Source organism: Pseudoalteromonas sp. NZS11, assembly GCF_015864765.1.
GTDB classification, from domain to species: Bacteria; Pseudomonadota; Gammaproteobacteria; order Enterobacterales; family Alteromonadaceae; genus Pseudoalteromonas; species Pseudoalteromonas arctica.
Window position 1 is genome coordinate 340,157 of sequence record NZ_JADYWP010000001.1, and the last position, 16,305, is coordinate 356,461.

Below are 16,305 nucleotides of genomic sequence, written 5' to 3' on the forward strand. Positions count from 1 at the left end.
TATGCATCCCCTTTTAGAAAAAGCTCAGGAAATCAAACTGAAACTTAATTGGTCTTTGATTTTTGGTGTGAGCTTTTTTCTGATAGTTGTAATTGGCTTAGTGCAAATTACGACAGGTGTATCGGATTGGTTAGTTGAAAACAAAGATGCTCAAATTAAGCACCTTACAGTGCAAGGGCAGCCTAAATACACAGATGAAACGGCAATTATAAAAGCGATTAAAAAAGCCGATTTAAGTAGTTTTTTTGAACTTGATGTTAAGCATGTGCAGCAGCTAGTTCAAGACTTACCCTGGGTTGCTACCGCTTCGGTGCGTAAACAATGGCCTGATACTATACAAGTATATGTTGTTGAACATGAAGTAGTAGCACATTGGAATAGCGACTTATTGCTCAACCAAAGTGGTCAGGCATTTCAAGCCAGCAGCGATAAGTTAGATGATGACTTACCGCAGTTATACGGCCCAGAAGGCAGCGAAGAAGAAGCGTGGATTGCTTTTAAGCAATTTGATGAAATGCTAAAAGTTAACGGCTTAACGTTAACAAGTTTGGCATTGTCGGAGCGCTTTTCGTGGCAACTATGGTTAGATAACGGAATACGTTTAAATTTAGGACGTAAAGATAAAGCCAAGCGTGTACAACGTTTTATAGACGTTTATCCACGAATGGAACAACGTGCAGATGCACAAGTAGATACAATAGATTTACGGTATGATACCGGCCTTGCAGTCAGCTTTAAGCCAGTGCAAGAAGAACAATTACAAAATAAGAGTAAGGCATGACTAAGTCAGCAGAAAGAAACCTAGTAATAGGGTTAGACGTTGGCACCTCGAAAGTGGTTGCCACGGTAGGTGAAATCACCGCAGATAACAAGCTCAGCATTGTTGGTGTGGGCAGCCAAGTATCTCATGGTATGGATAAAGGCGGCGTTAACGATTTAAACTTAGTGTCTGAGTCTATTCGCCGAGCAATAGACGAAGCCGAGTTAATGGCTGATTGTCGTATTAGCTCTGTGTATTTGGGTATTTCTGGCAAACATATACAGTGTCAAAATGAAAGTGGCGTGGTGGCAATTAATAATACCGAAGTCACTGACGAAGACATTGAAAATGTAATTCATATTGCGCGTTCTGTGCCTATTTCGGCAGAACGTAAAATGCTGCATGCATTGCCGCAAGAATACAGTATCGACATGCAAGAGGGCATTAAAAACCCACTTGGTATGAGTGGTGTTCGTATGGAAGCGCGTGCACACATTATTACGTGCTCAAACGATATGGCAAAAAATATCGAGAAATGCGTAGAGCGCTGTGGTCTTGAAGTCGATCAACTTATCTTTACTGCATTAGCGTCATGTTATTCTGTACTAACAGATGACGAAAAAGAGCTAGGTGTTGCAGTACTTGATATTGGTGGCGGCACTATGGATATCACCATTTATATTAATGGCGCACTTCGTCACTCTGCGGTTATTCCAGTGGCGGGTAACCAAGTTACTGGTGATATTGCAAAAATATTTCGCACACCTATATCACATGCCGAGTCACTCAAAGTACAATACGCATGTGCTAGTAGCCAAATGGCAAGTAGCGAAGACACAATTGAAGTACCAAGTGTAGGCGGACGACCAGCAAGGTTAATGTCGCGCCATACATTATCTGAGGTGGTAGAGCCTCGTTTTAGAGAATTATTTGAGCTTGCGATGGAAGAAATTCGTCGTTCAGGCTTAGAAGACCAAATTGCGGCAGGTCTCGTTATTACAGGCGGAACTGCTAAAATGACTGGCGCGATGGAAGTGGCAGAAGACATCTTCCAAATGCCAGTAAGAATAGGCAAGCCAATCGGGATGGTTGGTTTGACAGACTATGTAGATGATCCTTCGTACGCAACCGCTGTTGGTTTGTTACAATACGGGCGTACCATGCAATCGATGAATGCACAAAAGTCGAAAGCAGAGGATAACAATAATTGGTGGAACCGCATTACTAAATGGTTCCAAGGCGAGTTTTAAGACTCAAGTCGGAGAGTAAACATGTTTGATATAATGGAACAACACAGCGAAGAAGCTGTAATAAAAGTAATCGGCGTGGGCGGTGGTGGCGGTAACGCTGTTGAGCACATGGTTAAACAACAAATAGAAGGCGTGCGTTTTATAGCCGCTAATACGGATGCGCAAGCATTACGTAACTCTGCTGCCGATATTACAGTTCAGCTAGGCACGCAAATAACCTCTGGGTTGGGTGCGGGCGCAAACCCTGAAGTAGGCCGTAAGTCGGCTGAAGAAGATGCAGATACAATTCGTGCCAGCCTTGAAGGCGCCGATATGGTATTTATTGCAGCCGGTATGGGCGGCGGTACAGGTACTGGTGCAGCACCGGTAGTTGCTAAAATTGCTAAAGAACTCGGTATTTTAACCGTTGCAGTTGTAACACGTCCTTTTGATTTTGAAGGTAAAAAACGTGCAGCAGCCGCTGAACAAGGCATTAACGAATTGTCAGAAATTGTAGATTCACTTATTACAATTCCGAACAATAAATTGCTTAAAGTTTTGGGAAAAGGGACTACACTTCTAGATGCCTTCGCTAAAGCTAATGACGTATTATTTGGTGCGGTACAAGGTATAGCAGAGCTAATTACACGTTCTGGTTTAATTAACGTGGATTTCGCCGATGTTAGAACTGTAATGTCTGCAATGGGTACTGCAATGATGGGAACGGCGTCTGCGTCAGGCCCTGATCGTGCACAAGAAGCAGCAGAAGCGGCTATCTCAAGCCCACTACTAGAAGACGTTGATTTAACAGGTGCTAAAGGTATCTTAGTTAATATCACCGCAGGTATGGACATTGCGATTGAAGAATTTGAAATTGTTGGTAATCACGTTAAAGCACTTGCGTCAGAAAACGCAACGGTTGTTGTTGGTGCGGTAATCGACCCTGAAATGACTGATGAGCTACGTGTAACGGTTGTTGCAACTGGGTTAGGCGGCGATCGTCGTCCACAGTTTGGTATTGTTGATAACGGCTTTAAAAAAGCATCAGGTTCTGATGTTGCAAGCACATCAAACCAAACGAGCAGTATGTACGTACCAAGCTTTGCAAGCCAAGATACAAACACTGAAGAAAACACTGCTAAAGCGCAAACGCAAAGCAAAGAAAAAGCGCCTACAACTAGTTCAAGCAGTGCATCAAGCTCTTCAGCACAAAACAGTAAAAAAGCGGATAAATCAGAAGGTGGTGATTATTTTGATATCCCCGCTTTTTTACGTAAGCAGGCTGATTAACATTTGATAATACTTTTGTTTGAAATATGTACAAATATTGAAAGGCAAAAGGATTTATGTTAAAATCCGCCATATAACTGTAACTGATTTAAAAGTGAGCATACCTATGATTAAACAGCGTACGATTGCAGAAGTAGTCAAAGCCATAGGAATTGGACTTCATAAAGGTGAGAAGGTCACAATAACTCTCCGACCTGCGAGCGCAAATACTGGGATTGTATTTCGTCGTGTCGACCTTGATCCGGTTGTTGATTTTGAAACAACACCTGAAGCCGTTGGTGATACGCAGTTGTGTACCTGTTTAATTAACAAAGATGGTGTTCGCTTATCGACTACTGAGCATCTTATTGCAGCCGTTGCTGCAATGGGAATTGATAATCTAATTGTAGAATTAGATAGCTCAGAAGTGCCGATTATGGATGGTAGTGCATTACCATTCATATATCTGTTACAAAAAGGCGGAATTGAAGAGCAAAACGTTGCTAAACGCTTTATCCGTATTAAAGAAAAAGTACGCATTGAAGAAGGTGATAAGTGGGCTGAAGTTGAACCATATGATGGTTTTCATATCGACTTTGAGATTGCATTTAACCACCCAGCTATCAATGAAAGTCGCCAACGTATTGGGTTGGATATAACAACGCAAAGCTTTATTGAAGAAATTAGCCGTGCGCGTACTTTTGGATTTATGAAAGATATTGAATACATGCATGCAAACAACCTAGCGCTAGGTGGTAGCATGGATAGTGCTGTGGTACTTGATGAGTTCAAAGTTTTAAATCCTAACGGTTTACGTTATAGCGACGAGTTTGTTAAGCACAAGATATTAGACTGTGTTGGTGACATGTTTATGACAGGCCATAACCTTTTAGGTAAAGTAACTGCATTTAAATCGGGTCATGATTTAAATAATAAATTACTTCGTAAAATTATGGCTACAGAGTCAGCATGGGAGTGGGCAACATTTGAAACGCCTGTGACGATGCCTGCACCCGGTCTTGAGTTAGCTCCAGCCTAAAAGCAGTAAAAGAGCAGCTCGAAAAACAGTTATAAAAAATGACGCTAATTAGCGTCATTTTTTTGCGTGAAATTTAATAGCTCTATACTTTATTATAACTCCAAAAGAGCTTGTAACTGATTTAAACTAGCTACGGTATAGGTTGGCTTTATTCCGTCGGCTAATTGCTCACCAGGGTGCTGTAACCAGCAAGTATCAATACCTGCATTGTTGCCGCCAAGTATGTCACTTGCAGCAGTATCACCCACCATAAGTATCTCGCTTTTATCTGGGTTACCCATTAGCTCAAATGTGTGCTCGAAAATCGCTTTATTCGGTTTTGCTATACCTACAAGTTCAGATATAACTAACCATTCAAACATATCTTTTAAGCCAGTATGCTCAAGGCGTACGGTTTGTAAGCGGGCAAATCCGTTAGTAATAATACCTAATCTAGCATTTGGCTTAAGTTTATTTAAAAGCTCAATAGCACCAGGTAATGGCTCGCAAATTTGCGCCATAGAATCTAAAAAAGCATCGTTTAGCTCTTTTGCTGGCACATTAAGTTTTGAAGCCCACTCATTAAAGCGTGTTACTTGTAAGTAATCTGCGCTAATAGTGCCATTTTGATAATCAACCCACAGCTGCTTATTGGTTTTTTGATAATGAATATAATCGTCTTGGCTAAAATCTACGTTGTAAGCTTTAAACATGCGAGTCATGCCCGCTAAAATATCAAACCTAAATAAGGTTTCGTCTGCATCAAACAATACATAGTTGTACTTCATTAAACTTCCTAAATTAATTTGTTTGGCCGTATAGCTCAGGGTGTAAAAAAGGTGCCATAGCTAAAGTGAGTGCTTGTGTATAGGTACTTTCGCGCGTGGCATGATTGTTGGTAAGTAGACCAATAGCGCCACCTTTTTGTTTAACGTTGGTGGTATTAAATGCTTTGTCCATTACATCGCCAAGTTCTTCACCTTTAAGTAATGCATTATAAAGTACTTGGGGTAGAGGAAGGTTGCTGCTACGCCCTACAACTTGATCTAAGGCATTATCAATAACAACGAAAGCAAAGGTTGCTGCACCATAGCTAAATTGCTCTGCACCGCCTTCCATTGCAACGTAATAGTGAGCTTGGTGGTGCTTTTTGCAATAATTAACACGGTTTTGCGCGCCAATACGTGTTTCGTCTTCGCCAATAGGCTGATCGGCCACGCCTGAGGGAGCATTCACACCTTCACAGTCAATGATACATTCTGGAAAATACATAGTAAAAATATGTTTAGCGGCATTTATTTTTACAGGATTTTTAGAACCGACAATAATTTTTAATTGTTGTGACATGCTGATCTCACCTTGAGCAAAATCAGCAGTGTACGTGAGTTAGCTTTAACAAAAAAGAGTCGGTAATCAAATAGGTAAATCGAGTGGTGCTAGGTTTTCCAGTGCACGCTTTTTCAAAATAATATCTTTAATTAATGGGGTAAGCACAAGCTCCATAGCCAAGCCCATTTTGCCGCCTGGTACTACAAGCGTATTAATACGAGACATAAAACTGCCTTCGATCATGCGTAAATAATAAGGAAAATCAACATCATCAATACCCCTAAAGCGAATAACTACAAAGCTTTCATCGAGTGATGGAATATCTTTGGCGCTAAATGGATTTGAGGTATCAACAGTAGGCACCCGCTGAAAATTAATATGGGTACGAGAAAACTGCGGGGTAATATGATTTATATAGTCATCCATACTGCGCACAATAGAGCCCATAACCGCTTCGCGAGAATGGCCTCGTTCGGATGTATCGCGTATTAATTTTTGAATCCACTCAAGGTTAATAATTGGAACCATGCCTATTAATAAATCGACATGCTTTGCCACGTCTACATCTTGATCAACTACACCACCGTGTAACCCTTCATAAAACAAAATATCAGTATTGCTATCAAGGTCTTGCCAAGGAGTAAATGTACCCGGTAATTGATTGTATGGGACGGCTTCATCAAAGGTGTGTAAGTATCGGCGTAACTTACCTTGGCCTGTTTCACTATAGTTTTCAAACAACGCTTCTAAAGCACCAAAGTCATTTGCTTCTCGGCCAAAGTAACTAATGTGTTTATTTTCTTGTTGTGCTTCACGTACTTTTTTATCCATTTCAGGGCGAGTGTAACGATGAAAGCTATCTCCTTCGATAAAAGCCGCTTCAATATTAAGGCTACGGAAAATATGTTTAATTGCATTGGTTGTGGTGGTTGTACCCGCACCAGACGAACCCGTAATCGCAATAATAGGATTTTTAGCTGACATGTTAATTCTCTTTTTTAGGACCAGGTTTTATAACCAGACTAAACTTAACATTATTTTAAGCCGTTTGGGTATCTTAAGAGTTGACTGACTTAGCTCAAGTGACGTCATCAGCAAATAACGTTATCATGAGGTGCTTAAAATTAAAACGAGAGAAAGCATGAAACTTATTAAACCATTACTTGGGATATTTTCTATAGCAGCGATTAGCCCAATTATGGCGCAGGCTAGCATGCCAAAAAGCCAAGTATTACTTGCTGATTTAAATACGCCTTATGGGGTGCAAGTTAGTATAGTGAGTGATAAAAACAGTTATAACAACCAACCGCACTTAACAAGTACAGGTTTATACTTTACTCATGAGGTGATTGCAGGTGAGCAAAGCCAAACCGATATTGCTTATTACGATTTAACATCAAAAAAAGTTATTAATATCAGTAACTCTCCCGTAAGCGAATATTCACCAACGGTTATGCCAAGTGGTGATGCAGTATCAGCGATTGTTGTAGAGGCAGATGGTAAGCAAAAACTGTGGCAATACCCACTCAAAAGCGAAGATGCGCCAAGTCGTATTTTTGATTGGATTGAACCTGTTGGGTACCATGCATGGGGTGTTCAAAATGATTTAGTGATGTTTATTTTAGGAAAGCCTCATACTCTTCAATATACTTCTGTTGCACAAGCGAAGGGGAAAATAGCTGCCAGTAATATTGGCCGAACGCTTATTTATAACAACTCTACGGCTGCATTTTTATTTAGTTACACTAAAAACGAGCAACATATTTTAGCGAGTTTTAATCCACAAGATAAACAAGTTGAAGACCTACTAAGGTTACCTGCTCAAGTTCAAGATTTTATTTTGAAAGATGATGCAACTATCGCTTATGCTATTAAAAACCGCGTTTATCAGCGTAAACTTGATGGAAGTAATGAAGTATCGCAATGGCTTAATTTAAGCACCTACTGCGAAACAAATATAACAAGAATGAGTTACAACAATGAAAAACTCGCTTTTGTATGTGATATAACGCAGTAAAGCAGACAAATAAATTCAGATTTTATTGTGTGTATGCGTTAATCTAATACGCAAATTAACTAATAGGGATTACACGTGGCTTATAGTGCAGACGAGCTGACAGAACAGCTCATTAAATTACAGTGTAGAAGTAATTTTAAGATTAAAAATATTGCAGAGTACATGTTAGTAAACTCTAAAGAAGCATTTTATACCCACAGCGAAAGCGGCAAGGGTAAAATAGTAATTCGCCCAGCATTTGAGGTGTTTAGCGATGACTTTAGTGATATTGATGGCGTAACTCGTGCGCAAGGCTACTTTCATAGCAGCGAGATGACACGCTTTCCTACACGTATTTTTAAAAGTGCTCAGCCTATTCACTACGGTGTGGCATTTAAAATAAACTCTGAGCAAGCAGCAAAAGACTTTATAGTCAAGCTAACGATGATTATTGGTAACTAGTAAAACATAAACGTAAAAAGCCGCTGAATTTATATTCAGCGGCTTTTGTGTTTTTATAGCTTAATAAACCTAAGGGTTACTTACTTTTTAAGAAGCTATTAACCGATTCTAGTTCACGTGTTTTAAGCGCGATACAATCGTTTGTGCTTTCTTCAAGCTTACTTAATGTACGAGCGTAACCGGCTACATCAGCTACTTTTTCGTTAAAAAAGGTCTTTGTTTTAGCTAAGCTTTCTGCATTACAACTCGCCGTTGTAAAGTACGGTAAGTTAGGAATAAAGAAAGGCGGTAAGCTTGCTGTTACTTTATCGTAGTTACTGTAAACCCAGTCAATAAATAACGCTTGGCGCTCATCTGTATAACTTTGACCTGACAAAATAGTACGCATGTCAGAGGCAGTTACTTCATCCGTTAAGCTATAAGCTAATACCGCTTTTTGTAATTCAGGTTTACCAAAAAAGCCCATTGCAGCAAGCATGTTAGTGCGTACTTGTGGATCTTTCGTTGTTTTAAACGTTGTCATGAATTGATCAAGCAGCGCTTTGTCACCATGAAAAGCAGCAAGAGTTAAGTACGTACCGGCTAAGTAAGGGTCTACTTTTTGTGGATCATTTAAATAAACTTGTGTTTGTTCTTTCGCTTTACTGATTACGTTTTGATCTTCACCATCAAAACCTAAGCGTGATACAACGGCCGCACGAAGTTGTGCAATAGCTCCGTCTTCTCCCGCTTTAGCTTCTAAACCATATTTTTTAGCTGCAGGCGTTACTGCATTACGAATAAATTCAGGCCATAGGTCTTTATTGCTATCGTCTTTAAAGGTACGTTGTTGCGATACTAAATAACCTAGTGCGGTATTTGCTACGCGAGGGTGGCTATCGCTTACGAACACTTCAAGTGTTTGCATTAACTTAGCAGCAGATATAACACCAGCGTCAAGTAGTGCATCAGTAGCCGATAACAACGCTAAGCGCTCACGGTCACTCAGTACGCTTGGCGCCTTTTTAACAAGTGCGCTAAATTGTGCGTCATCCATTACCCAGCGGTAGTAGCCTAGTGCACCTTGGTCAGGATAAATCCATTCTGGCTCAAAGTCTAAGTCTAGCGTTTGGCTTTGTTTATTAAGTAATACATTTGCTGTTTTTACTTTATCGCCAGCACCATATTTAATTGCAACCGGTACATTCCATAACTGCTCTGGCGCATCAACGCCTGCATTTACAAAGCGGCTTTGTGAAATAGTTACTTTGCTACCTTGTTGAGTTACTTTAACTAGTGGGAAAGAAGACTGTTCAATAAACGATTTTAAAACACTCGCTACGTCTTTATTTGATGCTTTACCAAGTGCTTCCCATAAGTCGGCCGCTTCAGCATTTTTATATGAAAACTCTTTTAAGTAGCTTTGAATACCTTTTTGGAATGCATCTTCGCCAATCCAGTTTTCAACCATAGCAAGTACTGAGCTGCCTTTACTGTAAGCTAGACCTAAACCGTCCATAATGTCGGCTTCGGTTTTAATTGGCTTACGAATAGGCTTAGTGCTTAAACGTGCATCAAGTGCCATCACGTTGTTTTGTGGCAAGTCTAGATGCGATTCAAACTCAGGGTTAAGCTGCTTAGTAATTTTTGCAGCCATCCAGCTAGCAAACGCTTCGTTTAACCATAAGTCGTTCCACCATTTCATGGTTACTAAGTTACCATACCATTGGTGAGCAAGTTCGTGAGCAATAATTGATACATTACGTTGTTTTTTACTGCGTGTTGCGGCAGCTAAATCAACCAATAAAATATCTTCTCTGTAGGTCACTAAGCCTGAGTTTTCCATTGCGCCAAATGGAAACTCTGGTACCGCTACTGAGTCTAATTTTTTGTAAACGTAAGGGATACCAAAATACGCTTCAAGTGCGCCCAGTACTTTTGGCATATTTTCTTTTGCGTATTGGGCTAAGTGAATTTTACCTTGAGGGGTAATTACACGACCAGGAATTGGCATGCCTTTAATTTCTAATTCTTCAAACGGGCCAACAGCCATCGCTACTAGGTATGAAGGGATTGGCGGTGTTTTATCAAAAAAGTGTGTGGTCATATCGCCATTAACTGTTGTTTTTAACTCTGGCGTATTTGAATATACTTTTTGTGATGTAGGCGCAGTAATCGTTAACTGAAATGGAATTTTGTAACTTGGCTCGTCAAAAACAGGAAATGCACGGCGTGCATCACTCATTTCAAATTGAGTAAATAAGTAAGGAGTGCCTTGGTCTAATGTTTTGTATAAACCAACACTTTGACGGTTATATGGCGCTGAAAAATCAACTTTAAGTGTGTATTTACCTGGTTGAATTTGCTCATCACAGCTAAATTTTACTTTACCTGTTTTAAGCATTTCATTGTTTAAATCACAGTTTTCATCACCAAGCAGTTGCGCCATTTTAACAGCGTAAGCTACGCCATTTAACTCAATGTATTTTGTTGGTTTTAGTACTTCTAGGGCAATCTCAGTCATCCCTGTGAATGTATCTTGGCTCGGGTCGAGTGTTAACGACACCTGTTGTGAACTTGGTTTTGCGAGTTTTTCAATAACGAATTCGTTAGCGTTTGCAGCACCCATTGCTAAAGCAACGCTCACTGTTAAGAGGCTTTTAAGAAACATAGTGATCCCTAGATTGTTGTTGTTAGAAACTACCCTAAATAGGCTTTTTTATGCTCATATAATTAGGGGGTTAGATATCCTAACAGTTTTTTTAAATAGAGTAATTGATTATAACGGTGACTTTAAGGGGAAATAGTAACAAAGTTTGTCAGTGGCTTTCGCGTGTTATAAAACGCTGCCAATGCAGGTGTGAGTTAATAATACGTATTTGTTGGACAACGGTATTTAATAAGTGGGTATCGCTAAACACATCGTGTGGATACTCGTTAAAACCCATCAAGTAATTAAAAGCGTCTTTAGAGTTAGCTTGTAGGGCGTATATACGCACTTGTTGCTCAAAGTTAAGACGAAGACTGCTTATTGCTGTTTTCATACCGAGTTGATCTACGTTTGGTATATCACATTTTTGCAGATAACCGGCTCGCTCACCTTCGCCTGAAAACCAAATGCGGACTTTTTCACTGTACCTGCCAGTTTTAGCGGGTAAGTCGAACATTAATCGGTGTTGGTTTTGCGATTTGATGAACGTTATATATTCATTAAATCCAGCATTTATAAGTGCTTGATGTACAGGAACTAAGCGAGGTTTTATTTTACCGTGGGTATGAAAATTAAAGCATAAGACGTTTTTTTCAAGGGACAGATCGTCAAGCGTTAAATAACCAATCTCATCGCTATAAGCACCACTATAATATGCAATTAAAGGGAGCCAAAAATGCCAGTGTTTTGGTTGCTCTCGTGCAACTTTAAAATCACCGTATATATATCCATTATAAAGAGTGTGCAGTTCCATGGCTGAAAAGGGCCGGCGACCAAGATGGGTTTTCAACGTAATACCTTGAAAATAATGATGTGTTTTATTTTATACCCAACTAGCAGTAGATGCTAGTCGGGTTTTATCCGCTTTTAGAGTAAAGCGTATAAAGTATTATTCACTCAATGCGCGAGCTAAACCTGTAGGTTCAATTTCTGCACATACTTGGTCGTCATTCCAATTGATACCAACAAGTGCGTTATCTTCATTTAAGTCTTCAACCCATGCATCTAAAAATTCATCAAGGTTGATTTCTACTGGGCTGTAATCTTTCCACTCTTCTTTACACTGTGCTTTAGCTGCTGCTTCACTTTCCCAAAGCAGTAGTACGTCAGTTTCGTCAAATTGGTTAGAATCGCACACTACAAAGCCATTATCTTCTGCACCAAGTGCCCAAATTACTTCGCTAACACGTACTTTTTCTACGAAGTTAACTAGTTGTGATTCAATTTCGATATCGCTCATGTGTTTACCCTTTTAAATTAGTGACGAGGATTGGTGTCTATTGCTGCTTGGCGCTCGTCATATTGCTTATGAAAAGCAACAAGCGCTGAATGCTGACTAAAGTCAGCTAATTCGCGAAAGCAAATCCAATCAAGCAGGCAGTATAAACTGATGTTGAGGTATTCACAGCTTTTAAATTCTTCATCGCTTAAATGGGTATTTAAAAAGCTTAATGTTTGTTCAATACGTTCGTTTTGCAGATTAAAAAATAATTTATCGCTTTTGGTGTCAAATCCAGAACGTTTACATAACACCATTTCTACTAACGAATCGTTACAAGCATTTATAGTCGTAAGTAAGTGCTCTTGAGGCCACGTTAGTTTTGGCTGACCTGTTTTTTCAAGTAAATAACGCAATATAGAATTAGAGTCACTAAGTGTTAAGTCGCCATCTACCAGGATTGGGATTTTTCGAGCTGGATTTTTACTAGCCATAGTAGGGCGATCTTGCTCAGAAAATATATCGAGACTTACAAGCTCTAGTTTGCAGCTGTTTTGTTGTGCCCAAATTCTAATGCGGCGCACGTAAGGTGAAGGTACAGAACCAATTAATTGCATAATTACTCCATAAAAAAGCCGCATAAGCGGCTTTTATCAAATGTTACTTACAGTACAGTTAAATTTATTCTGAACGGCTAGTAACTTCAAGTAAATGATAACCAAATTGAGTTTGCACAGGGCCTTGTACTTGATTAATTGGCGCAGAAAACACAACTTTATCAAACTCTGGAACCATCATCCCAGGGCCAAACTCACCAAGAGCACCGCCATCCTGACCTGAAGGACAATTAGAATGTGCTTTTGCTAGTTCAGCAAAGTCTTCGCCTTGCTCAATTTTTGTTTTTAAGTCTAAGCATTGTGCTTCACTGTCTACAAGTATATGTCGTGCGCTTGCTACTGTCATAAAATCTCCCGAGTATAGTGTGGTGTTTTTTTAACCGAATTGAAATGTCATTCTAGTTAGTTTCAACTAATTGTACCAGTATAAACTTATTTATCAGAAAACGCAGTTTCAATTGCAGTAATCATTTGCTCTGAATTAGGTGCCACTTTGCTGTTAAACCGTAAAACTGTTTTACGATCAGCAGACACTAAGTATTTATAAAAGTTCCAATTTGGAGAGCTAGTTTGCTCATTCAAATATTTAAAAATTGGATTTGCTTCGCTACCACGAACTTTGCTGGTGGCAAACATGGGAAAAGTTACACCATAATTTACAAAGCATACTTTCGCTGTTTCTTTTTCATTGTCTTCTTCTTGAAAAAAGTCATCAGAGGGGAACCCTAATACGACTAAACCTTGCTCTTTGTATTGTTGATATAGCGCTTCAAGGCCTTTAAATTGATATGTAAAACCACAATTACTTGCCGTGTTTACTATTAACAAAGGTTTATTTTTAAATTGGCACAAGTTAATAGATTCTTTTGAGCGAAGCTTTCGTATATCTACATTGGTAAAATCTTGGCAGTCCTGTGTAGAGGTTTTATTTATGATTGATGGTGTTTGAGCTTGAAGGGGAGCATTAATAAGTAAAGCCGTTAAACCTATTATAATTATTTTAAGCATTACATTACCTAAACTTTACGATTGTTTGATTGGATAATCATACGCTAATATGGAACAAATTGATCAACCCTCTAATGACCTATGACAATCCGTTTAGCAACTATTAATGATCTTAATGAAATTGTAGCCATTTACAACGAAACTATTGCAGGGCGAATGGTAACTGCAGATACGCAAGAAGTGAGCGTTGACGAAAAGCGTGACTGGTTTAATAGCCACAACGATAAAAGGCCTATTTACGTTTACTGCGAAAATAACCAAGTACTTGCTTGGGTAAGTTATAAATCGTTTTATGGGCGCCCAGCTTACGACGGCACAGTAGAAATGAGCATTTACATTACCAGTAAAGCGCAAGGTAAAGGGCTTGGTAAAAAGCTAATGATATTTGCTCAAACACAAGCTAAGCAATTAAATATTAAAGTATTACTCGGCTTTATTTTTAGTCATAACTTACCGAGTGTTAAATTGTTTAAGCATTTTGATTTTGCAATATGGGGTGAGTTGCCAAGCGTTGCCATAATGGATGATAAGGCGTATAGCCTTACTATTTTTGGAAAACATCTGGAATAAATTATTTTTCATAATGTTGTAATATTTTTTTACAAAGTAAGACGAAGGGTTTATGCCAATTAAATAAAAATAGTCTACGCTATTAACATATTAAGTTTATTAATTTGAAGTGTAGCTTGATGATTCGAAAAATATTAATTGTTGATAGTAGCAGTGTCATCGCAATGCGTGTGAAAGTGCTTTTAGAATTAATAGGATGTGAAGTCGAATTAATTCATTTCAGCATGCTAGACATGTATACCAATATAGGCGACTACGACTTAGTTGTTGTTGCCCATGGTGTGCCTGTTGATTCTATAAAACCGCTTGTTAGCCAAGTAGCGCAAGAGCGTTTTATGCTGCTTGCTCCAAAAGCACAAAGTGGTGAGCAACTAACTGCGTTTAGTGAGCTAAATCATGTTGCGCCTGACGCAACCGTGATCTACCCGTTTTTTTCTAATAAAGAAATTACTTCTCTTTTAGAGAGCTTACTAGAATTAGGCTCCAATCATATTTTGCAATTACCCGCTATTTTACTCGTCGATCATGTTCCTGATCGTCTCGAAAAAATGAAAAACAGCTTGATCGGTGCTCATATCGAGACCCATACAGCAACCACCTCTGCAGAAGCTTTAGAAATTACGAAAGAAAAGCAAATCGATATACTAATAAGTGATTTTGTTTTAGATGACGGAACCGGTTTAGAAATTTTTTCAAACTTAAAAATAATGCAACCACATTGCCGTTGCTTATTATTTACCTCACGTCCCGATCAAGTTTCAATGATTGAAGCTATTCGTCAAGGTGTAGAAGACGTACTTATTAAGCCATTGAACGACAGCTCATTATTACAATCAATACATAAACTGTGGCAAACAGAGTTATTAAAACGCCATAACGCAGAACTTGTCGAAAGGCTACAAGATACGGTTGATGCCCTGATTGAAAAAGACAGCCTACTTCAGGTTATTTATAAGCATACGCCTGATGCAATTATGTTGTTTGAGAAATGCGGTAGAGTGATAGAAGCTAATGATGCTTGTTTAAAACTATTTAACTTACCGTTTAACGAACTAGAAGGTAAATCAGTATTTAGCTTTTTAGATGATGATTCAACGTTAGGTATTAAAAATAAAATTTCGACATTAAATAGTAATCGCCAATTTAGCTGCGACTTACGTTTATCTAAAACTGCAGGGGGCTATATACCGTTAGTGGGATCTTTTAATGAGATAGATCACCATGGTGAAATAGCACTTGCCGTAATATTTAAAAATGTAACTCACCTCAAGCAAAAAGAAGATTTACTACTTGAAGCAAAAGATCTCCTTGAAGAGCAAGTAAGAGCGCGTACTTCACAACTCGAGCACGCTAAAAACGTCGCTGAGGCTGCAAACTTAAGTAAATCAGAGTTTTTAGCAAACATGTCGCATGAACTTCGAACACCTATGCACTCTATTTTAAGCTTTTCACGTTTTGGTTTAAGCAAACTAGAAACTGGAGATTTTGCAAAAGAGAAACTCATTAAATACCTATCGCGAATAGAGAGTAGTGGTGAGCGTTTACTGTCGTTACTAAATAATTTACTCGACCTATCTAAGCTAGATGTGGGTAAGTTTCCATTTAATCCTCGTCCATATAATTTAGCGAACATTATAAAAACAAGTATTGATGATGTATCTGGTACGGCAATGGAAAAAGAAATTGAGGTTGTATTTACCGCGCAGCCATTACCTGTAATTGCGCAATGTGATGAAGAGCAAATAAATCAGTTACTTCGAAACGTATTAGGTAATGCACTTAAATTTAGCGAACCCAAAAGTAAAATACGGGTAAATTTAGAGTCAGATAATAAGCTTGCTACTATAGAGGTTACCGATAATGGGGTCGGTATACCAGAAGATGAGCTGGAACATATTTTTACTAAGTTTGTACAAAGCAGCAAAACAAATAGCGGTGCCGGTGGTACCGGATTGGGCCTTGCATTGTGTAGAGAGTTTGTGTCTTTACATCAAGGTGAGATCACTGCACGTAACAACGAAAATGGTGGTGCAACTATATCTATACAGGTGCCATTAGAAATAAATCTAGATGATCATTTGGCTGAAGATCAATTAATACAACACAGTAATTAATTGCTAGTTAGCATACCAAGTAACT

At 38.9% G+C, this 16,305-nt stretch carries 17 protein-coding genes; 8 read left to right on the forward strand and 9 right to left on the reverse strand.

Annotated elements, in window-relative coordinates:
* Nucleotide 1 precedes the first annotated feature (1 nt).
* The 4 genes from I6E82_RS01510 (at nucleotide 2) to lpxC (ending at nucleotide 4,297) form a co-directional block, all read left to right on the forward strand.
* The gene (locus I6E82_RS01510) at nucleotides 2-781 is read left to right on the forward strand and encodes a cell division protein FtsQ/DivIB (protein WP_007582934.1); all 780 of its coding nucleotides are present in this window, start codon (nucleotides 2-4) and stop codon (nucleotides 779-781) included.
* Nucleotides 778-2,010: a cell division protein FtsA gene (gene ftsA, locus I6E82_RS01515; protein WP_007582937.1), complete on the forward strand. Its 1,233-nt coding sequence runs from the start codon at nucleotides 778-780 to the stop codon at nucleotides 2,008-2,010. Before I6E82_RS01510 ends, ftsA begins: the two co-directional genes overlap by 4 nt.
* Before the next feature lie 21 nt (nucleotides 2,011-2,031).
* Nucleotides 2,032-3,279, forward strand: a complete 1,248-nt coding sequence (ftsZ, locus tag I6E82_RS01520; protein ID WP_007582938.1) for a cell division protein FtsZ — start codon at nucleotides 2,032-2,034, stop codon at nucleotides 3,277-3,279.
* Between the two features lie 106 nt (nucleotides 3,280-3,385).
* Nucleotides 3,386-4,297 carry a UDP-3-O-acyl-N-acetylglucosamine deacetylase gene (lpxC, locus tag I6E82_RS01525; protein ID WP_007582940.1) on the forward strand — a complete coding sequence of 304 codons (912 nt, stop codon included), beginning with the start codon at nucleotides 3,386-3,388 and terminating at the stop codon, nucleotides 4,295-4,297.
* Nucleotides 4,298-4,389: 92 nt separating this feature from the next.
* Here lpxC and yjjG read toward each other — a convergent pair whose 3' ends face one another.
* The 3 genes from yjjG to I6E82_RS01540 all read right to left on the reverse strand — a co-directional run bounded on the left by yjjG (nucleotide 4,390) and on the right by I6E82_RS01540 (nucleotide 6,589).
* Entirely contained in the window at nucleotides 4,390-5,064 is a 675-nt protein-coding gene (gene yjjG, locus I6E82_RS01530) for a pyrimidine 5'-nucleotidase (protein ID WP_010554302.1), read from the reverse strand.
* A gap of 13 nt (nucleotides 5,065-5,077) precedes the next feature.
* Nucleotides 5,078-5,623, reverse strand: a complete 546-nt coding sequence (gene yjjX, locus I6E82_RS01535; RefSeq protein ID WP_197116497.1) for an inosine/xanthosine triphosphatase — start codon at nucleotides 5,621-5,623, stop codon at nucleotides 5,078-5,080.
* Between the two features lie 66 nt (nucleotides 5,624-5,689).
* A complete protein-coding gene (locus tag I6E82_RS01540; RefSeq protein WP_007579904.1) occupies nucleotides 5,690-6,589 on the reverse strand; it encodes a phosphoribulokinase in 900 nt (299 codons plus the stop codon).
* A 157-nt stretch (nucleotides 6,590-6,746) separates the two neighbouring features.
* Between I6E82_RS01540 and I6E82_RS01545 the strand changes: the two genes are divergently transcribed.
* On the forward strand, nucleotides 6,747-7,622 hold the full coding sequence (locus I6E82_RS01545; protein WP_197116498.1) for a hypothetical protein: 876 nt from the start codon (nucleotides 6,747-6,749) through the stop codon (nucleotides 7,620-7,622).
* Nucleotides 7,623-7,697: 75 nt separating this feature from the next.
* Complete coding sequence (locus tag I6E82_RS01550; protein ID WP_197116500.1) at nucleotides 7,698-8,063, forward strand: hypothetical protein; 366 nt, start codon at nucleotides 7,698-7,700, stop codon at nucleotides 8,061-8,063.
* Between the two features lie 76 nt (nucleotides 8,064-8,139).
* On the opposite strand, the gene I6E82_RS01555 is transcribed toward I6E82_RS01550, so the two are convergent.
* From I6E82_RS01555 to I6E82_RS01580, 6 genes are all read right to left on the reverse strand, one after another.
* Nucleotides 8,140-10,713, reverse strand: a complete 2,574-nt coding sequence (locus I6E82_RS01555) for a M1 family metallopeptidase (protein WP_197116502.1) — start codon at nucleotides 10,711-10,713, stop codon at nucleotides 8,140-8,142.
* A 148-nt stretch (nucleotides 10,714-10,861) separates the two neighbouring features.
* Nucleotides 10,862-11,542 (reverse strand): hypothetical protein, encoded by a 681-nt coding sequence (locus I6E82_RS01560; RefSeq protein ID WP_024590219.1) that lies wholly within the window; start codon nucleotides 11,540-11,542, stop codon nucleotides 10,862-10,864.
* A 99-nt stretch (nucleotides 11,543-11,641) separates the two neighbouring features.
* The gene (locus tag I6E82_RS01565; RefSeq protein WP_007579911.1) at nucleotides 11,642-11,992 is read right to left on the reverse strand and encodes a DUF2750 domain-containing protein; all 351 of its coding nucleotides are present in this window, start codon (nucleotides 11,990-11,992) and stop codon (nucleotides 11,642-11,644) included.
* Between the two features lie 17 nt (nucleotides 11,993-12,009).
* Nucleotides 12,010-12,588, reverse strand: a complete 579-nt coding sequence (locus I6E82_RS01570; RefSeq protein ID WP_007579913.1) for a glutathione S-transferase family protein — start codon at nucleotides 12,586-12,588, stop codon at nucleotides 12,010-12,012.
* 64 nt (nucleotides 12,589-12,652) lie between these two features.
* Nucleotides 12,653-12,934 (reverse strand): peptidylprolyl isomerase, encoded by a 282-nt coding sequence (locus tag I6E82_RS01575; protein WP_002958009.1) that lies wholly within the window; start codon nucleotides 12,932-12,934, stop codon nucleotides 12,653-12,655.
* Nucleotides 12,935-13,020: 86 nt separating this feature from the next.
* Nucleotides 13,021-13,596 carry a glutathione peroxidase gene (locus I6E82_RS01580; protein ID WP_024590220.1) on the reverse strand — a complete coding sequence of 192 codons (576 nt, stop codon included), beginning with the start codon at nucleotides 13,594-13,596 and terminating at the stop codon, nucleotides 13,021-13,023.
* Between the two features lie 81 nt (nucleotides 13,597-13,677).
* Between I6E82_RS01580 and I6E82_RS01585 the strand changes: the two genes are divergently transcribed.
* Nucleotides 13,678-14,166 carry a GNAT family N-acetyltransferase gene (locus tag I6E82_RS01585; protein ID WP_007579917.1) on the forward strand — a complete coding sequence of 163 codons (489 nt, stop codon included), beginning with the start codon at nucleotides 13,678-13,680 and terminating at the stop codon, nucleotides 14,164-14,166.
* A 119-nt stretch (nucleotides 14,167-14,285) separates the two neighbouring features.
* The gene (locus tag I6E82_RS01590) at nucleotides 14,286-16,280 is read left to right on the forward strand and encodes a hybrid sensor histidine kinase/response regulator (RefSeq protein ID WP_197116504.1); all 1,995 of its coding nucleotides are present in this window, start codon (nucleotides 14,286-14,288) and stop codon (nucleotides 16,278-16,280) included.
* Nucleotides 16,281-16,305 lie beyond the last annotated feature (25 nt).

What these genes read in the sequence shown, in the direction of transcription:
- I6E82_RS01510 (WP_007582934.1), top strand. Translation starts at nt 2, where the DNA reads ATGCATCCCCTTTTAGAAAAAGCTCAGGAAATCAAACTGAAACTTAAT.
- ftsA (WP_007582937.1), top strand. Translation starts at nt 778, where the DNA reads ATGACTAAGTCAGCAGAAAGAAACCTAGTAATAGGGTTAGACGTTGGC.
- ftsZ (WP_007582938.1), top strand. Translation starts at nt 2,032, where the DNA reads ATGTTTGATATAATGGAACAACACAGCGAAGAAGCTGTAATAAAAGTA.
- lpxC (WP_007582940.1), top strand. Translation starts at nt 3,386, where the DNA reads ATGATTAAACAGCGTACGATTGCAGAAGTAGTCAAAGCCATAGGAATT.
- yjjG (WP_010554302.1), bottom strand. Translation starts at nt 5,064, where the DNA reads ATGAAGTACAACTATGTATTGTTTGATGCAGACGAAACCTTATTTAGG.
- yjjX (WP_197116497.1), bottom strand. Translation starts at nt 5,623, where the DNA reads ATGTCACAACAATTAAAAATTATTGTCGGTTCTAAAAATCCTGTAAAA.
- I6E82_RS01540 (WP_007579904.1), bottom strand. Translation starts at nt 6,589, where the DNA reads ATGTCAGCTAAAAATCCTATTATTGCGATTACGGGTTCGTCTGGTGCG.
- I6E82_RS01545 (WP_197116498.1), top strand. Translation starts at nt 6,747, where the DNA reads ATGAAACTTATTAAACCATTACTTGGGATATTTTCTATAGCAGCGATT.
- I6E82_RS01555 (WP_197116502.1), bottom strand. Translation starts at nt 10,713, where the DNA reads ATGTTTCTTAAAAGCCTCTTAACAGTGAGCGTTGCTTTAGCAATGGGT.
- I6E82_RS01565 (WP_007579911.1), bottom strand. Translation starts at nt 11,992, where the DNA reads ATGAGCGATATCGAAATTGAATCACAACTAGTTAACTTCGTAGAAAAA.
- I6E82_RS01570 (WP_007579913.1), bottom strand. Translation starts at nt 12,588, where the DNA reads ATGCAATTAATTGGTTCTGTACCTTCACCTTACGTGCGCCGCATTAGA.
- I6E82_RS01575 (WP_002958009.1), bottom strand. Translation starts at nt 12,934, where the DNA reads ATGACAGTAGCAAGCGCACGACATATACTTGTAGACAGTGAAGCACAA.
- I6E82_RS01580 (WP_024590220.1), bottom strand. Translation starts at nt 13,596, where the DNA reads ATGCTTAAAATAATTATAATAGGTTTAACGGCTTTACTTATTAATGCT.
- I6E82_RS01585 (WP_007579917.1), top strand. Translation starts at nt 13,678, where the DNA reads ATGACAATCCGTTTAGCAACTATTAATGATCTTAATGAAATTGTAGCC.
- I6E82_RS01590 (WP_197116504.1), top strand. Translation starts at nt 14,286, where the DNA reads ATGATTCGAAAAATATTAATTGTTGATAGTAGCAGTGTCATCGCAATG.